General features: G+C 73.4%; 15 protein-coding genes. 8 read left to right on the top strand and 7 right to left on the bottom strand.

Features of this window, described 5'->3' with window-relative positions; all coding sequences use genetic code 11:
• Nucleotides 1-21: 21 nt before the first annotated feature.
• Complete coding sequence (locus ACWD3O_RS25080) at nt 22-1,017, bottom strand: ABC transporter substrate-binding protein (RefSeq protein ID WP_451417425.1); 996 nt, start codon at nt 1,015-1,017, stop codon at nt 22-24.
• Nucleotides 1,018-1,355: 338 nt separating this feature from the next.
• Between ACWD3O_RS25080 and araB the strand changes: the two genes are divergently transcribed.
• A complete protein-coding gene (gene araB, locus ACWD3O_RS25075) occupies nt 1,356-3,062 on the top strand; it encodes a ribulokinase (protein WP_451417424.1) in 1,707 nt (568 codons plus the stop codon).
• A gap of 101 nt (nt 3,063-3,163) precedes the next feature.
• Nucleotides 3,164-4,687 (top strand): L-arabinose isomerase, encoded by a 1,524-nt coding sequence (araA, locus tag ACWD3O_RS25070; protein ID WP_451417423.1) that lies wholly within the window; start codon nt 3,164-3,166, stop codon nt 4,685-4,687.
• Between the two features lie 57 nt (nt 4,688-4,744).
• Here araA and ACWD3O_RS25065 read toward each other — a convergent pair whose 3' ends face one another.
• Both ACWD3O_RS25065 and ACWD3O_RS25060 read right to left on the bottom strand, forming a co-directional pair.
• Complete coding sequence (locus ACWD3O_RS25065) at nt 4,745-5,968, bottom strand: aminotransferase class V-fold PLP-dependent enzyme (RefSeq protein WP_451417422.1); 1,224 nt, start codon at nt 5,966-5,968, stop codon at nt 4,745-4,747.
• 74 nt (nt 5,969-6,042) lie between these two features.
• Entirely contained in the window at nt 6,043-6,678 is a 636-nt protein-coding gene (locus tag ACWD3O_RS25060) for a TetR/AcrR family transcriptional regulator (protein WP_451417421.1), read from the bottom strand.
• Between the two features lie 195 nt (nt 6,679-6,873).
• Between ACWD3O_RS25060 and ACWD3O_RS25055 the strand changes: the two genes are divergently transcribed.
• Nucleotides 6,874-7,641 carry an SDR family NAD(P)-dependent oxidoreductase gene (locus tag ACWD3O_RS25055; RefSeq protein WP_451417420.1) on the top strand — a complete coding sequence of 256 codons (768 nt, stop codon included), beginning with the start codon at nt 6,874-6,876 and terminating at the stop codon, nt 7,639-7,641.
• A gap of 189 nt (nt 7,642-7,830) precedes the next feature.
• Here the strand turns inward: ACWD3O_RS25055 and ACWD3O_RS25050 are convergent, their stop codons facing one another.
• On the bottom strand, nt 7,831-8,184 hold the full coding sequence (locus ACWD3O_RS25050; protein ID WP_451412340.1) for a DUF3140 domain-containing protein: 354 nt from the start codon (nt 8,182-8,184) through the stop codon (nt 7,831-7,833).
• 112 nt (nt 8,185-8,296) lie between these two features.
• Here ACWD3O_RS25050 and ACWD3O_RS25045 point away from each other — a divergent pair, with 112 nt between their 5' ends.
• Nucleotides 8,297-8,518, top strand: coding sequence for a hypothetical protein (locus tag ACWD3O_RS25045; RefSeq protein ID WP_451412341.1), 222 nt, complete (start codon nt 8,297-8,299; stop codon nt 8,516-8,518).
• Nucleotides 8,519-8,576: 58 nt separating this feature from the next.
• A complete protein-coding gene (locus tag ACWD3O_RS25040) occupies nt 8,577-11,216 on the top strand; it encodes a SpoIIE family protein phosphatase (RefSeq protein WP_451417419.1) in 2,640 nt (879 codons plus the stop codon).
• A gap of 158 nt (nt 11,217-11,374) precedes the next feature.
• Here the strand turns inward: ACWD3O_RS25040 and ACWD3O_RS25035 are convergent, their stop codons facing one another.
• Nucleotides 11,375-12,214 carry an SDR family NAD(P)-dependent oxidoreductase gene (locus ACWD3O_RS25035; protein WP_451417418.1) on the bottom strand — a complete coding sequence of 280 codons (840 nt, stop codon included), beginning with the start codon at nt 12,212-12,214 and terminating at the stop codon, nt 11,375-11,377.
• Nucleotides 12,215-12,233: 19 nt separating this feature from the next.
• Between ACWD3O_RS25035 and ACWD3O_RS25030 the strand changes: the two genes are divergently transcribed.
• Nucleotides 12,234-12,389, top strand: coding sequence for a hypothetical protein (locus ACWD3O_RS25030; protein ID WP_451412371.1), 156 nt, complete (start codon nt 12,234-12,236; stop codon nt 12,387-12,389).
• Nucleotides 12,390-12,432: 43 nt separating this feature from the next.
• On the opposite strand, the gene dps is transcribed toward ACWD3O_RS25030, so the two are convergent.
• Both dps and ACWD3O_RS25020 read right to left on the bottom strand, forming a co-directional pair.
• The gene (gene dps / locus ACWD3O_RS25025) at nt 12,433-12,996 is read right to left on the bottom strand and encodes a DNA starvation/stationary phase protection protein Dps (protein ID WP_451417417.1); all 564 of its coding nucleotides are present in this window, start codon (nt 12,994-12,996) and stop codon (nt 12,433-12,435) included.
• A 197-nt stretch (nt 12,997-13,193) separates the two neighbouring features.
• The gene (locus ACWD3O_RS25020; RefSeq protein WP_451417416.1) at nt 13,194-15,464 is read right to left on the bottom strand and encodes a catalase; all 2,271 of its coding nucleotides are present in this window, start codon (nt 15,462-15,464) and stop codon (nt 13,194-13,196) included.
• Between the two features lie 334 nt (nt 15,465-15,798).
• On the opposite strand from ACWD3O_RS25020, the gene ACWD3O_RS25015 reads away from it, so the two are divergent.
• Complete coding sequence (locus ACWD3O_RS25015; protein WP_451417415.1) at nt 15,799-17,160, top strand: FAD-dependent oxidoreductase; 1,362 nt, start codon at nt 15,799-15,801, stop codon at nt 17,158-17,160.
• 253 nt (nt 17,161-17,413) lie between these two features.
• Nucleotides 17,414-17,836: a PPOX class F420-dependent oxidoreductase gene (locus ACWD3O_RS25010; protein WP_451412347.1), complete on the top strand. Its 423-nt coding sequence runs from the start codon at nt 17,414-17,416 to the stop codon at nt 17,834-17,836.
• Nucleotides 17,837-17,922 lie beyond the last annotated feature (86 nt).

Raw genomic sequence — 17,922 nt, 5'->3', positions numbered from 1 at the left:
CCCCCGGCGCCGGTTCGCGCCTCAGTACTTGCGGGTGGGCAGGGCCTCGGCCGCCTGGTCCTGGGTGAAGACGCCCTCCTCGGTCTCGACCCGGGGCGGCACCTCCTCGCCCGCGGCGACCTTCTTGGTGAGGTCCATGAGCTGGTCGCCGAGGAGCGGGTTGCACTCGACGACGACGTTGATCTTGCCCTCGGTCATGGCGACGAAGGCGTCCTTGATGCCGTCGACGGAGATGATCTTGATTTCCTCGCCGGGCTTCCGGCCGGCCTCCTCGATGGCCTGGATCGCGCCGAGCGCCATGTCGTCGTTGTGCGCGTAGAGGACGTCGATGTCCTTGTGGGACTTGAGGAAGGCCTGCATGACCTCCTTGCCCTTGGCGCGGGTGAAGTCGCCGGTCTGGGAGGCGATGATGTCGAACTTGTCGTCGCCCTCGACGACTTCGGCGAAGCCGGCCTTGCGGTCGTTGGCGGGCGCGGAGCCGGTGGTGCCCTGGAGCTCGACGATGTTGACCGGGCCCTGCTCGTCGGCGAACTCCTTGGTCAGCCACTCGCCGGCCGACCTGCCCTCCTTCACGAAGTCCGAGCCGAGGAAGGTCTTGTAGAGCGAGGTGTCCTTGCTGTCGACGGCGCGGTCGGTGAGGATCACCGGGATCCCGGCGTCCTTGGCCTCCTTGAGCACGGTGTCCCAGCCGGACTCGACCACCGGCGAGAAGGCGATCACGTCGACCTTCTGCTGGATGAAGCCGCGGATGGCCTTGATCTGGTTCTCCTGCTTCTGCTGGGCGTCGGAGAACTTGAGGGTGATGCCGGCCTTCTTCGCCGATTCCTGGATCGACTTGGTGTTGGCGGTCCGCCACCCGCTCTCGGCGCCGACCTGGGCGAAGCCGAGCGTGATGGTGCCGTCGTCGTCGCCCGCGCCGGGCTTCTGCGAGTCGGGGGCCTGGGTGGAGCAGGCCGTCAGTGCGGAGGAGGCGAGGAGCAGGACCGTGCTGAGCGCGAGAGCGGCTTTGCGGGCCATGGTGAGTGTCCTTTCGAGTGCACGGAGGTGCCGTGGGTGCGACCGAGCACCGGCCGCGCGAAGGGCGGCCCCCTCACCGAGGGGGCGCGCCGTCGCATTGTGAGCGCTAACAAGACAGGTCTTCAATCCCCATGCGTGGGTTATCTTTCCGTTACCGGCCGTCATCGGCCGATCGCCGTCGGCCTGTCAACACCACACCGGCGCGCTGCGGTCCGCTCGGCGCACACCTCTTGCGCCAAGTGATTGTGAGCGCTAACACTGCGGTGTCCGCCACCGTCGCCCCTCATGGACCCTCGCCGGGTCCGTCGCCCCCGCAAGGCCGTCCGAAAGGCACCTCCGTGACCTCCGCCTCCCGCCCCGTCTCCCTCTCCGCCCCCGTCGGCCTGCCCCCCGGCACCGAGCCGTGCACCGTGGGGATCGACTTCGGCACGCTGTCGGGCCGCGCCGTGGTGGTGCGGGTGCGGGACGGCGAGGAACTGGCCTCGGCCGTCCACGAGTACCGGCACGGCGTGATCGAGGAGCGTCTGCCCGGCACGGACGCCCCGTTGCCGCCGGACTGGGCTCTGCAGCATCCCGAGGACTGGGTCGACGTCCTGCGGGAGGCGGTGCCCGCCGCGGTGGCGGCGGCCGGGATCGACCCCGGCGCGGTGATCGGTGTCGCCACCGACTTCACCGCCTGCACGGTCCTGCCGACCCTCGCCGACGGCACTCCCCTCGCCCGGACCTCGCTCTCCGGACGTCCGCACGCCTGGCCCAAGTTGTGGAAGCACCACGCCGCCCAGCCGCAGGCCGACCGCATCAACGCGCTGGCCCACGAGCGGGGCGAGCCGTGGATCGGCCGGTACGGCGGGAAGATCTCGGCGGAGTGGCAGTTCGCCAAGGCGCTCCAGGTCCTCGAGGAGGACCCCGAGGTGTATGCGGCGTGCGCCCGGTGGATCGAGGCGGCCGACTGGATCGTCTGGCAGCTGACCGGCGAGGAGTCCCGCAACACCTGCACCGCCGGTTACAAGGGCATCCACCAGGACGGCCGCTACCCCGACGAGGAGTACCTGGCCGCCCTGAACCCGGCGTTCGCCGACTTCGCCCGGACCCGGCTGGAGTTCCCGCTCTCCCCGCTGGGCTCACGGGTGGGGTCCCTCACCGAGGAGGCCGCCGCGTGGACCGGGCTGCGGCCCGGCATCGCGGTGGCCGCCGGCAACGTCGACGCCCATGTCACCGCGGCGGCCGCCCAGGCGGTCGAGGAGGGAACGCTGCTGGCCATCATGGGCACCTCGACCTGCCACGTAGTCAACGCGTCGGTGCTGGCGGAGATCCCGGGTGTCTGCGGTGTGGTCGACGGCGGCATCGTTGACGGCGCCTACGGCTACGAGGCAGGCCAGAGCGCGGTCGGCGACATCTTCGCCTGGGTACTGCGCCAGGGCGTGCCGCGCGAGTACTACGCGGAGGCCGCCGAGCGGGGCGAGGACCTGCACGAACTGCTGACCCGCCGGGCCGCCGCCCAGCCGGTGGGCGCGCACGGTCTGGTGGCGCTGGACTGGATGAACGGCAACCGTTCGGTCCTGGTCGACCACCACCTCTCCGGAGTGGTCGTGGGGCTCACCCTCGCCACCCGTCCCGAGGACCTGTACCGCGCCATGCTGGAGGCCACCGCCTTCGGCACCCGGCTGATCGTCGAGACCCTCGAGAGCGGCGGCGTGCCGGTGCGCGAGTTCGTCGTCGCCGGCGGGCTCGCCAGGAACGAGCTGCTGATGCGGATCTACGCGGACGTGCTGCGCCGCCCGGTCTCGGTGGCCGCCTCCCGGCAGGGGCCCGCCCTCGGTTCGGCCATCCACGCCGCCGTCGCCGCGGGCGCCCACCCCGACGTGCGCACCGCGACCGCCGCCATGGGGCGGGTGCGCCGCGACGTGCACCGCCCCGACGCCGCGCGGGCCGACGCCTACGACGCCCTGTTCGCCGAGTACCGGCTGCTGCACGACCGGTTCGCCGACGGCGACCAGCTGCACCGCCTGCGCGCCCTGCGCGACACGGCCCTCGCCGAGGGCTGAACCCCTCCGCCTCGGCCCGCCCTCCCCCGCCTTCCCGTCACAGCCCCCGCCCGCCTTCCCGACAGCTTCCGTCAGCCCTCCGACGCCACCAGGAGCACCCTGTGCCGAGCCCTAGTCCCTCCGTCCGCGAGATCTGGTTCCTCACCGGCAGCCAAGGGCTGTACGGGGAGGACACCCTGAAGCAGGTCGCCGAGCAGTCGCGGCAGGTCGCCGCCGCGCTCACCGACGCGCTGCCCGGCACGGACGGCACGCCCGCCCGTGTCGTCTGGAAGCCGGTGCTGACCGACGCCGCCGCCATCCGCCGGGCCTGCCTGGACGCCAACGGCGACGACCGGTGCGTCGGTCTGATCACCTGGATGCACACCTTCTCCCCCGCCAAGATGTGGATCGCCGGCCTGGACGCCCTGCGCAAGCCGCTGCTCCATCTGCACACCCAGGCGAACGTGGCCCTGCCCTGGGACACCATCGACATGGACTTCATGAACCTCAACCAGGCCGCCCACGGCGACCGGGAGTTCGCCCACGTCCAGGGCCGGGTCGGGGTGCCGCGCAAGACCGTGACCGGCCACGTGAGCGACCCGGTCACGGTCGCCCGGGTCGTCACCTGGGCGCGCGCCGCGGCCGCCCGCGCCGAGCTCGCCACCCTGAAGGTCGCCCGCTTCGGCGACAACATGCGCGACGTCGCCGTCACCGAGGGCGACAAGGTGGAGGCGCAGCTGCGGCTCGGCGTCTCGGTCAACACCTACGGCGTCAACGACCTGGTCGAGGTGGTGGACGGCGTGGCGGAGCACGCCGTGTCCGCCCTGGTGGAGGAGTACCAGGACGCGTACCGGCTGGCGCCGCGGCTGCACTCCGGCGGCGAACGGCACGACGCGCTCCGGTACGCGGCGCGGATCGAGGCCGGGCTGCGGGCCTTCCTCGGCGAGGGCGGCTTCGGGGCCTTCACCACCAACTTCGAGGACCTGGGCGGACTGCGCCAGCTCCCCGGCCTGGCCGTCCAGCGGCTGATGGCCGACGGGTACGGGTTCGGCGGCGAGGGCGACTGGAAGACGTCCGTCCTGCTGCGGGCACTGAAGGTGGCCGCCGAGGGCCTGCCGGGCGGCACGTCGTTCATGGAGGACTACACCTACGACCTCACGCCCGGTGCCGAACTGAGCCTCGGCGCCCACATGCTGGAGGTGTGCCCGTCGATCGCGGGTGACACGCCCAGCTGCGAGATCCACCCGCTGGGCATCGGCGGCCGGGAGGACCCCGTCCGCCTGGTCTTCGACGCGGCCCCCGGCCCGGCCGTCGTCGTGGGCCTGGCCGACCTCGGGGAGCGGTTCCGCCTGGTCGCCAACGAGATCGACGTGGTGGCGCCGCCGCAGCCGTTGCCGGCGCTGCCGGTGGCCCGCGCCGTCTGGCGTCCGCGGCCGGACCTGCGGACGTCCACGGAGTCCTGGCTGACGGCGGGCGGACCCCACCACACCGTGCTGAGCACGGCCCTCACCGCGGAGCACCTGGACGACCTCGCCGAGATGCTGCGGGTCGAGCTCGCGCTGATCGACGCGGGGACCACCACCCGCCGCTTCCGCGACGAACTGCGCTGGAACCAGGCCTACCACCGGTTGGCGCGCGGCCTGTAGGGCGGCTCCCGGGGGCCTCGCGGACCGGACCGCGCGGCCCCCGGTCGACGTCCTCGGTCAACGCCTGCGTTCGCGCGCCCAGTCGGTCAGGGCGGGAACGCAGGTCTCCGCGAAGTGCCCGTAGTCGTCGGGGGTGTTGTAGGCGTGGGCGGACAGGCGCAGGTAGCCGGTGCCGCCGAAGCTGGTGAAGGCGGCCATGACGCGGAGCTTGCGGGCGACCTCGTCGCGCAGGGCGTCGGCCTCCTCGCGGGTGGCTCCCAGCCCCTCGGGCAGCCGCACCAGGCGCAGCGCCGGGGCGGGCATGGCGACGCGGACGGTGTGGTCCTCGCCGGTGAGGCGGCCGAAGGCGTCGGCGACGGTCCGCTGGGCGTGGTCGGCGAGCGCCGTGACGTAGGCGCGCACGGTGTCCCACCCCCAGGTGTCCTCGACGAACGCGAGGGCGGCGGGTGTGGCCAGGTAGTGGGTGGCGTCGATGGTGCCCTGGTGGTCGAACCGGTCGGGGAAGGGCGCCGGGGCGCCCCAGGAGTCGATCAGCGGGTGGAGGTCCTGGCGCCGCTCGGTGCGGGCGACCAGGGCGGCGGTGCCGCGGGGGGCGCAGGAGAACTTGTGCAGGTTGCCGACCCAGTAGTCGGCGTCCAGGCCGGCCAGCGGGTCGGCGAGCATGCCGGGGGCGTGGGCGCCGTCGACGAGGAGGGTGACGCCACGGCGGCGGGCCTCGGTGGCGATGCGGTCCACGGGCATCAGCCGGCCGGTGGCGGAGGTGATGTGGTCGACGACGGCCAGCGCCGTGCGGTCGGTGAAGGCGTCGGTCACCGCGCGGCAGGCCTCGTCGGCGGGGGCGTCCAGCGGTACGTGGACGGTGCGTACGGTGCCGCCCCAGCGGCGGGCGAGACGGGCGGCGCCCATGGTGACGGCACCGTAGCCGTGGTCGGTGACGAGGATCTCGGCGCCCGGACGGTGGGGCAGGCAGGCGAACACGACGCTGGCCCCGGCGCTGGCGTTGGGCACCAGGGCCGTCTCCTCCTCGCCCGTGCGCAGGAAGGCGGCGATCTCCCGGCGGGCCTCGGCGATCCGCTGCGGCTGGGCCGGGAACCACTCGACGGGCGACTCCTCCATGCGGCTGCGCAGGGCGGCCTGGGCCTCCTGCGCGGCGCGGGGCACGGCGCCGAACGATCCGTGGTTGAGGTGCCGGACCTGCGGGTCCAGGGACCAGGCGGACGCCGCCGGGCGTCCGTCGGGCAGGCGCAGGGGGGCCGGGGCCGTCAGGGGTTCGGTGCTCACGGGACTCCAGGTCGATCGTCGTTGCCGGACACGATCGCACAGGGCCGCGTGGCCCGGGACGGCGGAGCGGGGGTTCAGCCGGGCAGGGCCGCCGTCGCCAGCGCGGCGCGCAGGACGTCCCGGAGCGGGGGCGCGCCGGGGGTGCCCGCGCGGTCGGCCCACTCCTCCACGCCGGTCCTGAGGGCGACGTTGAGGGTGCCGGCCCGGACCCGGACGGCGAGGTCGGGCGGACCGCCCCCCTGGCGTTCGGCGAGGATCGCGGCGAACGCGTCGGCGGCCTCGGAGTGGATCTGGAGCCACACGGCGCGCAGCCCGGGCTCCCCTCGGGTCAGGCGGACCAGCTGGGCGACCTCGGCGCTGTCCGCGGGATCGGGGGCGTCGCCGGCCAGGCCCAGGGCCTCGACGAGGCCGGCCTCCGGCGGCCAGGCGCGCAGCCGCTCCACGAAGTCCTCCAGCCCGGTGGTCAGCAGGGGGCGGACGCATTCCTCCTTGGACGGGAAGTAACGCCAGAGCGTCCGCGTGGAGAGGCCGGCCGCGGCGGCGATCTCCTCGGCGGAGGTGGCGGCCACTCCCCGGTCGGCGAAGAGGCGCACGGCCTGCCGGGCGATGTCCAGGCGGGTGGCGGCCTTGCGGCGCTCGGTCAGGGGCGGCCTGCCGGTGCGCCGGGCCGTGGACCGGGTGACGGCTGCGGCGGCTCGTGTGGGCTCCATCGCTTCCTTCCTCGCCGTGCGGGGGGAGGGGCCGCGGGTGGGGTCGTGGGCCGCGGGTCGTGTCGTGGAGCTGTCACTTTACGTCACCATTTTCTGGCACCGTACGCCTTTATGGCACACCGCGCCAAGAAGTTGTACGGTCGTTCCGTGCGCGTCGCCGCTGGGGCGGCGTGCGCTGTGAGGGAGCACCAAGCAATGAGCAACGTGACCGGCCTGGCCGGCAAGAGCGTGATCGTCACCGGCGCCGGTTCCGGCATCGGCAGGGCCACCGCCCTGCGGTTCGCGGCGGCGGACGCAAAGGTGCTGGTCGCCGACCTGAACGAGGAGACCGCGCGGGAGACCGTGGAACTGGTCGCCGCGGCGGGCGGCACCGCCGTCGCGGTCACCGGCGATCTCAGCGACCAGGCCGTGGTCGACCGGGTCGTGGAGACGGCGGTCACGGAGTTCGGCACGGTGAACGTGCTGGTCAACAACGCGGGCATCATGGACCGGATGTCCGCCGCGGCGGACGTGACGGACGGCGAGTGGGAGCGCGTGATCCGCGTGAACCTGACCGCGCCGTTCTTGCTGACCCGGGCCGTGCTGCCGCACATGCTGGCCGCCGGCGGGGGCGCGATCGTCAACACCGCCTCCGAGGCGGGGCTGCGCGGCAGTGCCGCCGGCGCCGCGTACACCGCGTCGAAGCACGGCGTGGTCGGCCTGACCAAGAACCTCGCGGTGATGTACCGCGGTCAGGGCATCCGCGCCAACGCCGTGGCGCCGGGCGGCGTCGCCACCAACATCAAGGTCGAGGCGGAGCAGGGCGCCCACGGTCCGGCGACCATCGCGCCGTACTTCGGCAACATCGGCTCGGTGACCTCCGCCGAGGACCAGGCCGCCGCGATCGTGTTCCTGGCCTCGGACGCCGCCGCCGGCATCAACGGCGCGATCCTGCCGGTCGACAGCGGCTGGGCGGCCGTCTGACCCACCCCGCCGCCGTCCGGCCCACCCCGCCGCACGGCGCGCGGCGACGCCCGGTCTCCCCTCCTGGAGGCCGGGCGTCGCCCATGGCGCGGGGCTTACCAGCCGCGACGGCCGGGCGCGGCCGTCCGCCGGGACCCGACGACGCGGGGCGTCCGGGGCCGCCTCAGGTGAAGACCTCAGGTGAAGACCTCAGGTGGAGACCGGCTTCAGCGGGTCGTGGCCCAGAGTCATCAACCGGTGGCGCCAGTTCGACTGGCCCGCGGTGGGCTCCATGTCGACGCCCCGTTCGGCGGTCACCGTGTCGACCACCTTCCGCATCACCCGGAGGTCGTCGCCGGTGAGGTCCACGCGGCGCTTGCCCAGGATCTCCAGCACCCGGCGGCCGTTGTCCGTGCCGGCCTGGTCCGGGAGCGCCTCGGTCCGCTCGCCGGCGGAGCGCGTCATCAGCCACTCCTGGAGCTCTCGGGACGTCATGTTGACCACGCTGTGGAACTCGTTCCACAGGGCGTCCAGTTCCGGATCCCGGCGGTCACCCATGGTCATCGCCTCCTTCCGTCCGCGGTGTTCGGTGGCACGGTCCGGGTTGCCCACGGCCCGCCTCGGAAACGGGCGCCCTCCGGATGCGGGCCGGGGCCCGGCGCACGATGCTGGACCCATGTCCGAAGAGGCAACGCGGGTCGTCGTCGGGCCCCCCGGTCCGTCGGGCGGCCGGCGGGTACGGGTGGACGGGCGCGCGCTCGGCACCGCCTACTCGCTGCGCGACGTCACGGCGTTCCTCCAGGAGGCCGGCCTCCAGGGATGGGACGAACTGGACGTGGCCGGCTCCGACCTGATCGAGTGGCGCGGCGGAGGCCCCGACACCTGGGCGGAATCGTGATGTTCCACCGTCATGTCGGGTGGGCTGCTCCCGGACGCTGCGGGTAGAACTGAGGCCTATGCGACCACTGGGCCGATCAGGCGTTCTGGCGCGGCGGAGCGTCGCCGCGCAGGTCTTTGTCGTACACGTGGTCATCGTCCTGCTGCTGGTGATCGCCGCGGTGGCCGCGCTGGTGCTGCAGGGGCGGGCCGCGAGCGAGGAGGAGGCCCGCAACCGTTCGCTGGCGGTCGCCGTCTCCTTCGCCGACGCGCCGGGGACCTGGGAGGCGCTGGGCGCCCCCGATCCCACGGCGGTGCTGCAGCCCCGCGCCGAGGAGGTGCGGCGGGCGGTGCCGGTCGACTTCGTGGTCGTGATGGACACCGAGGGGATCCGCTACACCCACCCCCGCCAGGACCGGATCGGCAAGCAGTTCGTCGGCAGGATCGGGCCCGCCCTGCGGGGCGAGCCGGTGGTCGAGGAGATCACCGGCACCATCGGCAGGCTGGTCCAGGCGATTGTGCCGGTGCGAGACCCGCAGGGCCGGGTGGTCGGGCTGGTCTCGGCGGGGATCACCGTGGAGAACGTCGGCAACACCGCCGACCGCCAGCTGCCGCTGCTGCTGTGGGCCGCCGCGGCCGCGCTCGTCCTGGCCACCGCGGGCACCGCGGTGGCCGGCCGCCGGCTGCTGCGGCAGACGCACGGCCTGGGCCCGCGCGAGATGACCCGGATGTACGAGCACCACGACGCGGTCCTGCACTCCGTGCGGGAGGGCGTGGTCATCGTCGGCGCGGACGGCGAGGTGCTGCTCGCCAACGACGAGGCGCAGCGGCTGCTCGGCCTGCCCGAGGACACCGGGCGCCGCCGGATCGGCGAGATGGGCCTCGACCCGAACGTGGCCGACCTGCTGCTGTCGGGGCGGGTGGCCACCGACGAGGTGCACCCGGTCGGGGACCGCCTGGTCGTGGTGAACCAGCGGCCGACCCGGCTGCGCGGCGGCCCGTCGGGCTCGGTGGCGACGCTGCGGGACTCCACCGAACTGCGGGCGCTCTCGGGCCGCGCGGAGGCCGCGCGGGAGCGGCTGGACCTGCTCTACGCGGCGGGTCTGGGGATCGGGACCAGCCTGGACGTGCGCCGGACCGCGGAGGCCCTGGCGGACCTGGTGGTCCCCCGGTTCGCGGACCACGCGACGGTCGACCTGTTCGACTCGGTCCTGGACGGCGACGAGCCGTCGGCGCGGCCGGACCCGGGCGCGGCGCTGCGCCGTACGGCCCTGGCCGGGGTCGACCGGGCCCCGCTCTTCCCGCTGGACGCCCAGATCCGGCCGGACGGCTCCTCCCCGCAGGCGCGGGTGCTGCGGTCCGGCCACGCGCTGCTGGTGCCGCGGCTGGAGGAGTCGGAGCAGTGGTGGGGGCAGGAACGGGAACAGTGGACGGACCTGCTCGAGCACGGCGTGCACTCGCTGATCGCGGTGCCGGTGCGGGCCGGCGGTCAGGTGCTGGGCGTGGTCGGGTTCTGGCGCGACCGCCGGAAGGAGTCCTTCGACGAGGAGGAGCTGGCGGTCGCCGAGGAGCTGGTGACGCGGGCCGCGGTGGCCATCGACAACGCCCGGCGGTACACGCGCGAGCACGGCATGGCGGTGACCCTGCAGCGGAGTCTGCTGCCGCGCCGGCTGCCGGACCAGGACGCGCTGGACGTCGCGTACCGGTACCTGCCGGCCCAGGCGGGGGTGGGCGGCGACTGGTTCGACGTGCTGCCGCTGTCGGGGGCGCGGGTGGCGCTGGTCGTGGGTGACGTGGTGGGCCACGGCCTGCACGCGGCGGCCACCATGGGGCGGCTGCGGACCGCCGTGCATACCTTCAGCGCCCTGGACCTGCCCCCGGACGAGCTGCTGGGGCTGCTGGACGAGCAGGTGGCGCGCATCGACCAGGAGGAGAACACCGGCGCCGGCGCGCAGATCACCGGGGCGACCTGTCTGTACGCGGTGTACGACCCGGTCTCGCGGCGCTGTGTGATGGCCCGCGCGGGCCACCTGCCGCCCGCGGTGGTGCGGCCGGACGGCCGGGTCGACTTCCTGGAGGTCCCGGCCGGTCCGCCGCTGGGGCTCGGCGGGCTGCCCCACGAGACGGCCGAGGTCGAGCTGGAGGAGGGCAGCCGGCTGGTCCTGTACACGGACGGGCTGGTGGAGGAACGGGACCGGGACATCGACGCCGGTCTCGACCTGCTCCGGGAGTCGCTGGAGCGGGCCGGCGAGTCGCCCGAGGAGACCTGCCTGGGGGTCCTGGAGGGCGTGGCGCCGCGCCCCACCGACGACATCGCGGTGCTGGTGGCGCGGACCCGGGCGATCGGGCCGGACCGGATCCGCACCTGGGACGTGCCCCAGGACCCCTCGGCGGTGGGCGAGATCCGGGCGGCGGCCGCGCGGCTGCTGACCGAGTGGGGGCTCGAGGAGCAGGCGTTCACGACGGAGCTGATCCTCAGCGAGCTGGTCACCAACGCGCTGCGGCACGGCAGCGGGCCGGTCCGGGTCCGGATGCTGCGGGAACGCGAGCTGATCTGCGAGGTGTTCGACGCGGGCAGCACCGCTCCGCGGCTGCGGCAGGCGGCCAACTTCGACGAGGGCGGGCGCGGCCTGTTCCTGGTGGCGCAGCTCGCGGAGCGGTGGGGCACGCGGTGGACGTCCGAGGGCAAGATCATCTGGGCGGCCCAGCCGCTGCCGTGACCTTCGTGGGCCCCGCGGGCCCCGCGGGCCCCGCGGGGCCCGGGGGCCTCACGGGCCCGAGGGCCACACGGGCCTGCGAGGGTCCTGCGGGGCCTCACGGGCTGCGCGGGCCTCGTGGGCCTCGTGGGCCTCCGGGAGGAGCGGTGGGCGGGCGCGGGTCAGGGCAGGATCGCGTCCACGTAGCCGCCGTCGACGCGCAGCGCGCCGCCCGTGGTGGCCGACGCCTGGTCGGAGGCGAGGTAGACGACCATGTTGGCGATCTCCTCCGGCTCGATCAGCCGCTGGAGCAGGGACTGCGGCCGGTGCTCGCGCATGAAGACGCGCTGGGCCTCGTCCCAGGGCAGCGCGGGGTCGACCAGTTCGCGCACGAACGTCTCCACTCCCCCGGTGTGGGTCGGCCCGGCGATCACGGAGTTGACGGTCACCCCGGTGCCGGCCGCCTCCTTGGCGAAACCGCGGCCGACCGCGAGCAGCGCGGTCTTGGTCGTGCCGTAGTGGATCATCTCGGCGGGGACCGCGACGGCGGAGTCGCTGGCGATGTACATCACCCGGCCCCAGCCGCGTTCCTTCATGACCGGCAGCAGGGCCCGGGTGAGGCGGACGGCGGCGAGGACGTTGACCTCGAAGTGGCGCCGCCACTCGTCGTCGGTGATCTCCAGGGCGGGCCGTGCGCCGAAGATCCCGAGGTTGTTGACGAGGATGTCGGCGTCGGGCAGGGCCCGTGCGGCCGTCTCCGCGCCCTCCTCGGTGGCCACGTCGGCCGCCACGGGCACGAACCGCCCGTCCGGCACCTGGCGTCGCAGTCCGGCGACCGCGCGCTCCAGACGTTCCGCGTCGCGGCCGTTGACGCCGACGGTCGCCCCGGAGCGCGCCAGACCGGCGGCGATCGCGGCGCCGATGCCCTGGGAGGAGCCGGTGACCAGGGCGGTACGGTGGGTGAGGTCGATGTGGTGGCGGCGGGGTACCCGCTGTCCGGGGCGCGACGCCCCCGGGTTCACCCGTACAGGAGGACATGTGATGGCTATGTCGACGATGCTGCGCCGGCTCAAGCAGTGGTCCGCCACCCCGCAGGGACGGCGGACCATCGATCAGGTGCGCCGGGCCGCGGCCGATCCGCGCAACCGGGCGCAGGCGCGGCGGCTGCTGACCCGTCTGCGGACGCCGCGCCGCTGAGCGGCGGGGCGTCCGCGGGGGCCGGCGCCGCCGCGGCGGGGGGTCAGGAGACGTCGCCGCCCGCGGAGGCGCCGTCCTTCTCGGTGGAGGCGTCGGCGGTCGCCAGGGTGCCGCCGGCGCTCTCCAGGTGGGCGCGGACGAACCACTGGAACTGCTCCAGGTCGCGCAGCTGCTCGATCAGGAGGTCCTCGGTGGCGGGGTCGATCTCGCCGGCCGTCTCGACGGCCTTGCGGACCGCCTCGATGACGCCGGTGTAGACGACGTCCAGGGCGCCGAGGTGGGCGATCGCGTCGGCGCGGCCGATGGAGTAGTCGTCCCAGGTCCGCTCCTTGACCAGCGTGCCGGGGGTGCCCTGGGCGACACCACCCAGCGCCGCCACGCGCTCGGCGACGTCGTCGGCCATGTCGCGGACCCGGTCGACCTGCGGGTCGAGCATCTCGTGGACGGCGATGAAGTGCGGCCCGACGACGTTCCAGTGGACGTGCTTGAGCGTCAGGTGGAGGTCGTTGAGAGCGTGCAGCCGCAGGCGGAGAAGGTCGATCAGCGTGCGGGCGTCGTCCGTGCTCAGGCCGGGGACGGTGTACTTCGGGGTGGGAACGGTGGCCATGGCGGTGGTGCCTCCTCTGGTGATCGTGGGGTGATGCTGGCCTCGTGCCCCGGCAGGGCGATCCCATTCGTCCCGTTTTCCTCCGGTGGGCCACCATGGGATGGTGGCCGCGAGGACGGTGCGCGGGTACACGGCCGGTGTACGAGCGGCGGCGGCCCCGCGGGCCGCGGGGCCGCCGCCGTCACGCGTCGGAAGGGTCAGACGGTGGTCGGGAAGCGTTCCCAGACGCGGTGGGCGCCCAGGAGACGGCTCAGCTTCTCGAGGGTCGCGGGGCCGTTCTCGCCGACCACGACGCCGGGGGCGTCGGCCGGGACCCCGGCGGACGCCAGGGCGGCGTCGCCGCCGCCCCACGCGCCGATCGCCTTGCCGTGCCGGAAGGCCTCGGCGAGCAGCAGGACCACCCGCGGGTCGACCGGGCCGGCCTGCCCCGCGGTGGGAGTGGCCTTGGCGTCCCGGGCGCCGAAGGCGTCGTTGCCGACGGCGGGCGTCCCGACGACCATCACGGCGTCGAACTCGGTGGAGCGGGCGGTGACGAAGGTGCGCTGGGGCTTCAGTCCGCCGCTGCCGAGGGGACCGCCGGTCGGGGCGATGATCAGCGGCACCATGCCCGCGCCGAGGACCGCCTCGCGGACCGCGGCGACGCCCTCGAGGTCGGCGTCGGGGGCGGCGACGATGCCGATCATGCGGCCGTCCGCCGGCCAGGTCTGCCCGACCTGGGAGAGCGCCGGGCTGGGCTGCACGTCGGCGAGCGGCACGGTCGGCTCGGGCGCGGGGAGGCCCAGGCCCTCGGCGACCTTGGAGCAGAGGACCGGGTCGATGTTGGCGAGGATCTGGAGGTTGCGCTCCTTGATCGCCTGCTCGTAGCACTTGCCGAGCTCGAAGGTGTACGCGGCGATGATGTGCTCGCGCTCGACGGGGGTCATGGACAGCCAGAAGCGGCGCGGCTGGCTGTAGTGGTCGTCGAAGGTCTCCGACTGGGCGCGGACCTTGACCGAGGCCGGCAGCTCGACCGGCACGTCGACGAAGGCGCCCGCGTCGGCGCCCGCGGTGAAGGGGCAGCCGCCGTCGAGCGAGTTCGGCCGGTAGGGGGCGACGCCGCGGTGGACGGCGGTCTGGTGGAAGCCGTCGCGCTGCATGTCGTTGACCGGGGCGTGCGTCCGGTTGATGGGGATCTGGTTGAAGTTGGGGCCGCCCAGCCGGGTGAGCTGGGTGTCCAGGTAGGAGAAGAGCCGGCCCTGCAGCAGCGGGTCGTCGGTGACGTCGATGCCGGGGACGAGGTGGCCGACGTGGAAGGCGACCTGCTCGGTCTCGGCGAAGAAGTTCGAGGTGTTGCGGTTGAGGGTGAGCAGGCCGATCGGCTGGACCGGGGCCAGCTCCTCGGGAACGATGTTGGTCGGGTCGAGCAGGTCGATGCCCTCGAACATCTGGTCCGGGGTGTCGGGGAAGGTCTGGATGCCCAGCTCCCACTGCGGGTAGGCGCCCGACTCGATGGCGTCGAAGAGGTCCCGGCGGTGGAAGTCGGGGTCCACGCCGTTGACGATCTGCGCCTCCTCCCACACCAGGGAGTGCACGCCCAGCTTGGGCTTCCAGTGGAACTTCACCAGGGTGGTCTCACCGGCGGCGTTGACCAGGCGGAAGGTGTGGACGCCGAAGCCCTCCATCATCCGGTAGGAGCGCGGGATGCCCCGGTCGGACATGTTCCACAGGGTGTGGTGGGTGGCCTCCGTGTGCAGGCTGACGAAGTCCCAGAAGGTGTCGTGGGCGCTCTGGGCCTGCGGGATCTCCCGGTCCGGGTGGGGCTTTCCGGCGTGGATGATGTCCGGGAACTTGATCGCGTCCTGGATGAAGAAGACCGGAATGTTGTTGCCGACCAGGTCGAAGACGCCCTCGGTGGTGTAGAACTTCGTCGCGAAGCCCCGGGTGTCGCGGACCGTGTCGGAGGAGCCGCGGGAGCCGAGGACGGTGGAGAACCGGACGAAGACCTCGGTCTCGATGTCCTTGGCGAGGAAGGCCGCCTTGGTGACGGAGGCGGCGGTGCCGTAGGACTGGAAGACGCCGTGCACGCCGGCGCCGCGGGCGTGGACCACGCGCTCCGGGATGCGCTCGTGGTCGAACTGCATGATCTTCTCGCGCAGGTGGTGGTCCTGGAGCAGGACCGGCCCGCGCGGGCCCGCCTTGAGCGAGTGGTCGGTGTCGTGGAGGCGCACACCCTGCGCGGTGGTCAGGTAGGCGCCGCCCTGCGCCACCTTGGCCTGGTCCACGCCGGTGGCCTGCCCGGTGGGCGAGACCGTGGCGGGGCCACGCTGGTCGGGCTTGGGCGGCAGCGGCTCCCTGGGCTCGGTCGGCTCGGCCACCGACGGCGATTCCGGTCCGGGCTTGCCGGGCACGCCGTCCTTCGGGCCGGTGACGGCGGGGTCGTCGCCGGTGATCTTCTGGGCGGCCCTCTTGAGGGGGTTGCTCTCGCTCATGCCTGGTCAGTTCCTTCGCTCTCGCCTGTCGCGGGCCGCCGGAGGCGGCAGGACCTCCTCAACTGGTGACACGGAGCGACAGACCAAAACATGAATTCACCCAAGATGATTTCCGCATGCAGCCATCCGCCGGGCGCCGGCGGTCGCTCGGGACGCGGTCGGCGCTCGAGCCGCGCTCGGGCCGACTGGCGGTAGGATGATCACGCCGTCCCTGTGGGCGCGCCTCGCATAAGGCCGGCTTATGGGTCCATAAAGCGGACCCGTATTCATGGTTAGGTTTGCCTTAGTTTAGGCTTCCCGACGAGTCAGTTCATCGCTCGAAGGGAAATCGCACATGTCCCGCCCCCTGCGGGTAGCCATCGTCGGGGCCGGTCCCGCCGGCATCTACGCCGCCGACGCGCTGCTCAAGTCCGAGGTGGCCGCCGGTCCCGGCGTCTCCATCGACCTCTTCGAGCGGATGCCCGCCCCGTTCGGCCTCATCCGGTACGGCGTCGCGCCGGACCACCCGCGCATCAAGGGCATCGTCACCGCGCTGCACCAGGTCCTCGACAAGCCCCAGATCCGCCTCTTCGGCAACGTCGACTACCCGAACGACATCACCCTGGACGACCTGCGCGCCTTCTACGACGCGGTGATCTTCTCCACCGGCGCCACGGCCGACCGCGCACTGCCCGTCCCGGGCGTCGACCTGGACGGCTCCTACGGCGCCGCCGACTTCGTCTCCTGGTACGACGGCCACCCGGACGTGCCCCGCACCTGGCCGCTGACGGCCGAGAAGGTCGCCGTCCTGGGCGTCGGCAACGTGGCGCTCGACGTCGCCCGCATCCTGGCGAAGACCGCCGACGAGCTGCTGCCGACGGAGATCCCGGCCAACGTCCACGAGGGCCTCAAGGCCAACCGGGCCAAGGAGATCCACGTCTTCGGCCGCCGTGGGCCCGCGCAGGCGAAGTTCAGCCCGATGGAGCTGCGCGAGCTGGACCACTCCCCCAGCATCGAGGTCATCGTCGATCCCGAGGACATCGACTACGACGAGGGCTCGATCGCCACCCGCCGGGGCAACAAGCAGGCGGACATGGTCGCCAAGACCCTGGAGAACTGGGCGATCCGCGACGTCGGCGACCGCCCGCACAAGCTGTTCCTGCACTTCTTCGAGTCGCCGGTGGAGATCCTCGGCGAGGACGGCAAGGTCGTCGGCCTGCGCACCGAGCGCACCGCGCTGGACGGCACCGGCAACGTCAAGGGCACCGGCGAGTACAAGGACTGGGAGATCGGCGCCGTCTACCGCGCGGTGGGCTACCTGTCCGACGCGCTGCCCAAGCTGCCCTGGGACGAGGTCAGCGGCACCGTTCCGGACGAGGGCGGCCGGGTGATCGAGAGCGGCGAGCACCTGCGTTCCACCTACGTCACCGGCTGGATCCGCCGCGGTCCGATCGGCCTGATCGGGCACACCAAGGGCGACGCCAACGAGACGGTCGCGAACCTGCTCGACGACTACGCCAACGGCCGGCTGCTGACGCCCGCCTCCCCCGCCCCCGAGGCCGTGGAGGAGTTCCTGGCCCAGCGCCAGGTGCGGTTCACCACCTGGGACGGCTGGTACCGGCTGGACGCCGCCGAGAAGGCGCTCGGCGAGCCGCAGGGCCGCGAGCGCGTGAAGATCGTGGAACGCGAGGAGATGCTGCGGGCCAGCGGCGCCTGACGGCACCGGCGCGCTGCCCGCTCCGGGCACCGGCGCGTCCCGCGGCTCCCTCGCGGGCTCCGAGGCTCCCTCGCGGGCCCCGTCGCCCCACGAAGGGCCCCCGGCTCGGGCCGGGGGCCCTTCGGCGTGTCCGGACGGCGGACTCGGGGCAGGCGGTGCGGGACCACGGGGGCCCGATGTGGCAGCGTGACCGGGTGACGCCCCGTCACACGACCCCGCCCGGCGGACCGTCGCGCGGAGAAGAGGAGAGACGATGTCGAAGCCGCCGCTTCCCGAAGCAGCGATCACCATGCTGGAGAAGCCGAACCCCGCGGTGATCACCACCCTGCGGGCGGACGGCCAGCCGGTCTCCACGGCCACCTGGTACGCCTGGGACGAGGGCCGGGTGCTGGTCAACATGGACGAGGGCCGCAAGCGGCTGGAGCACATCCGCAACGACCCCCGGGTGACGCTCACCGTCCTGGACGAGGCCAACTGGTACACCCACGTGACCCTCATCGGGCGGGTGGTGGAGATGAGCGACGACAGCGACCTGTCCGGCATCGACCGGCTGTCCCGCCACTACATGGGCGGGCCCTACTCCGAGCGGAGCCGCGGCCGGGTCAACGCCTGGATCGAGATCGACCGCTGGCACGGCTGGGGCTCGTTCCGCGACACCGACCAGGCCTCCGGCTGACCGCACGCGTGGGAGCGCAGCCGTGGGACCGCACCCGTGTGACGGCACGTGAAGGCGCTCCCCCGCGCGACGCGGAACGGCCCGCG

This window comes from Streptomyces sp. NPDC002640, from assembly GCF_053592575.1.
The sequence above is the reverse complement of the archived record's forward strand: the minus strand, read 5'-3'. Positions and strand labels throughout refer to the sequence as shown.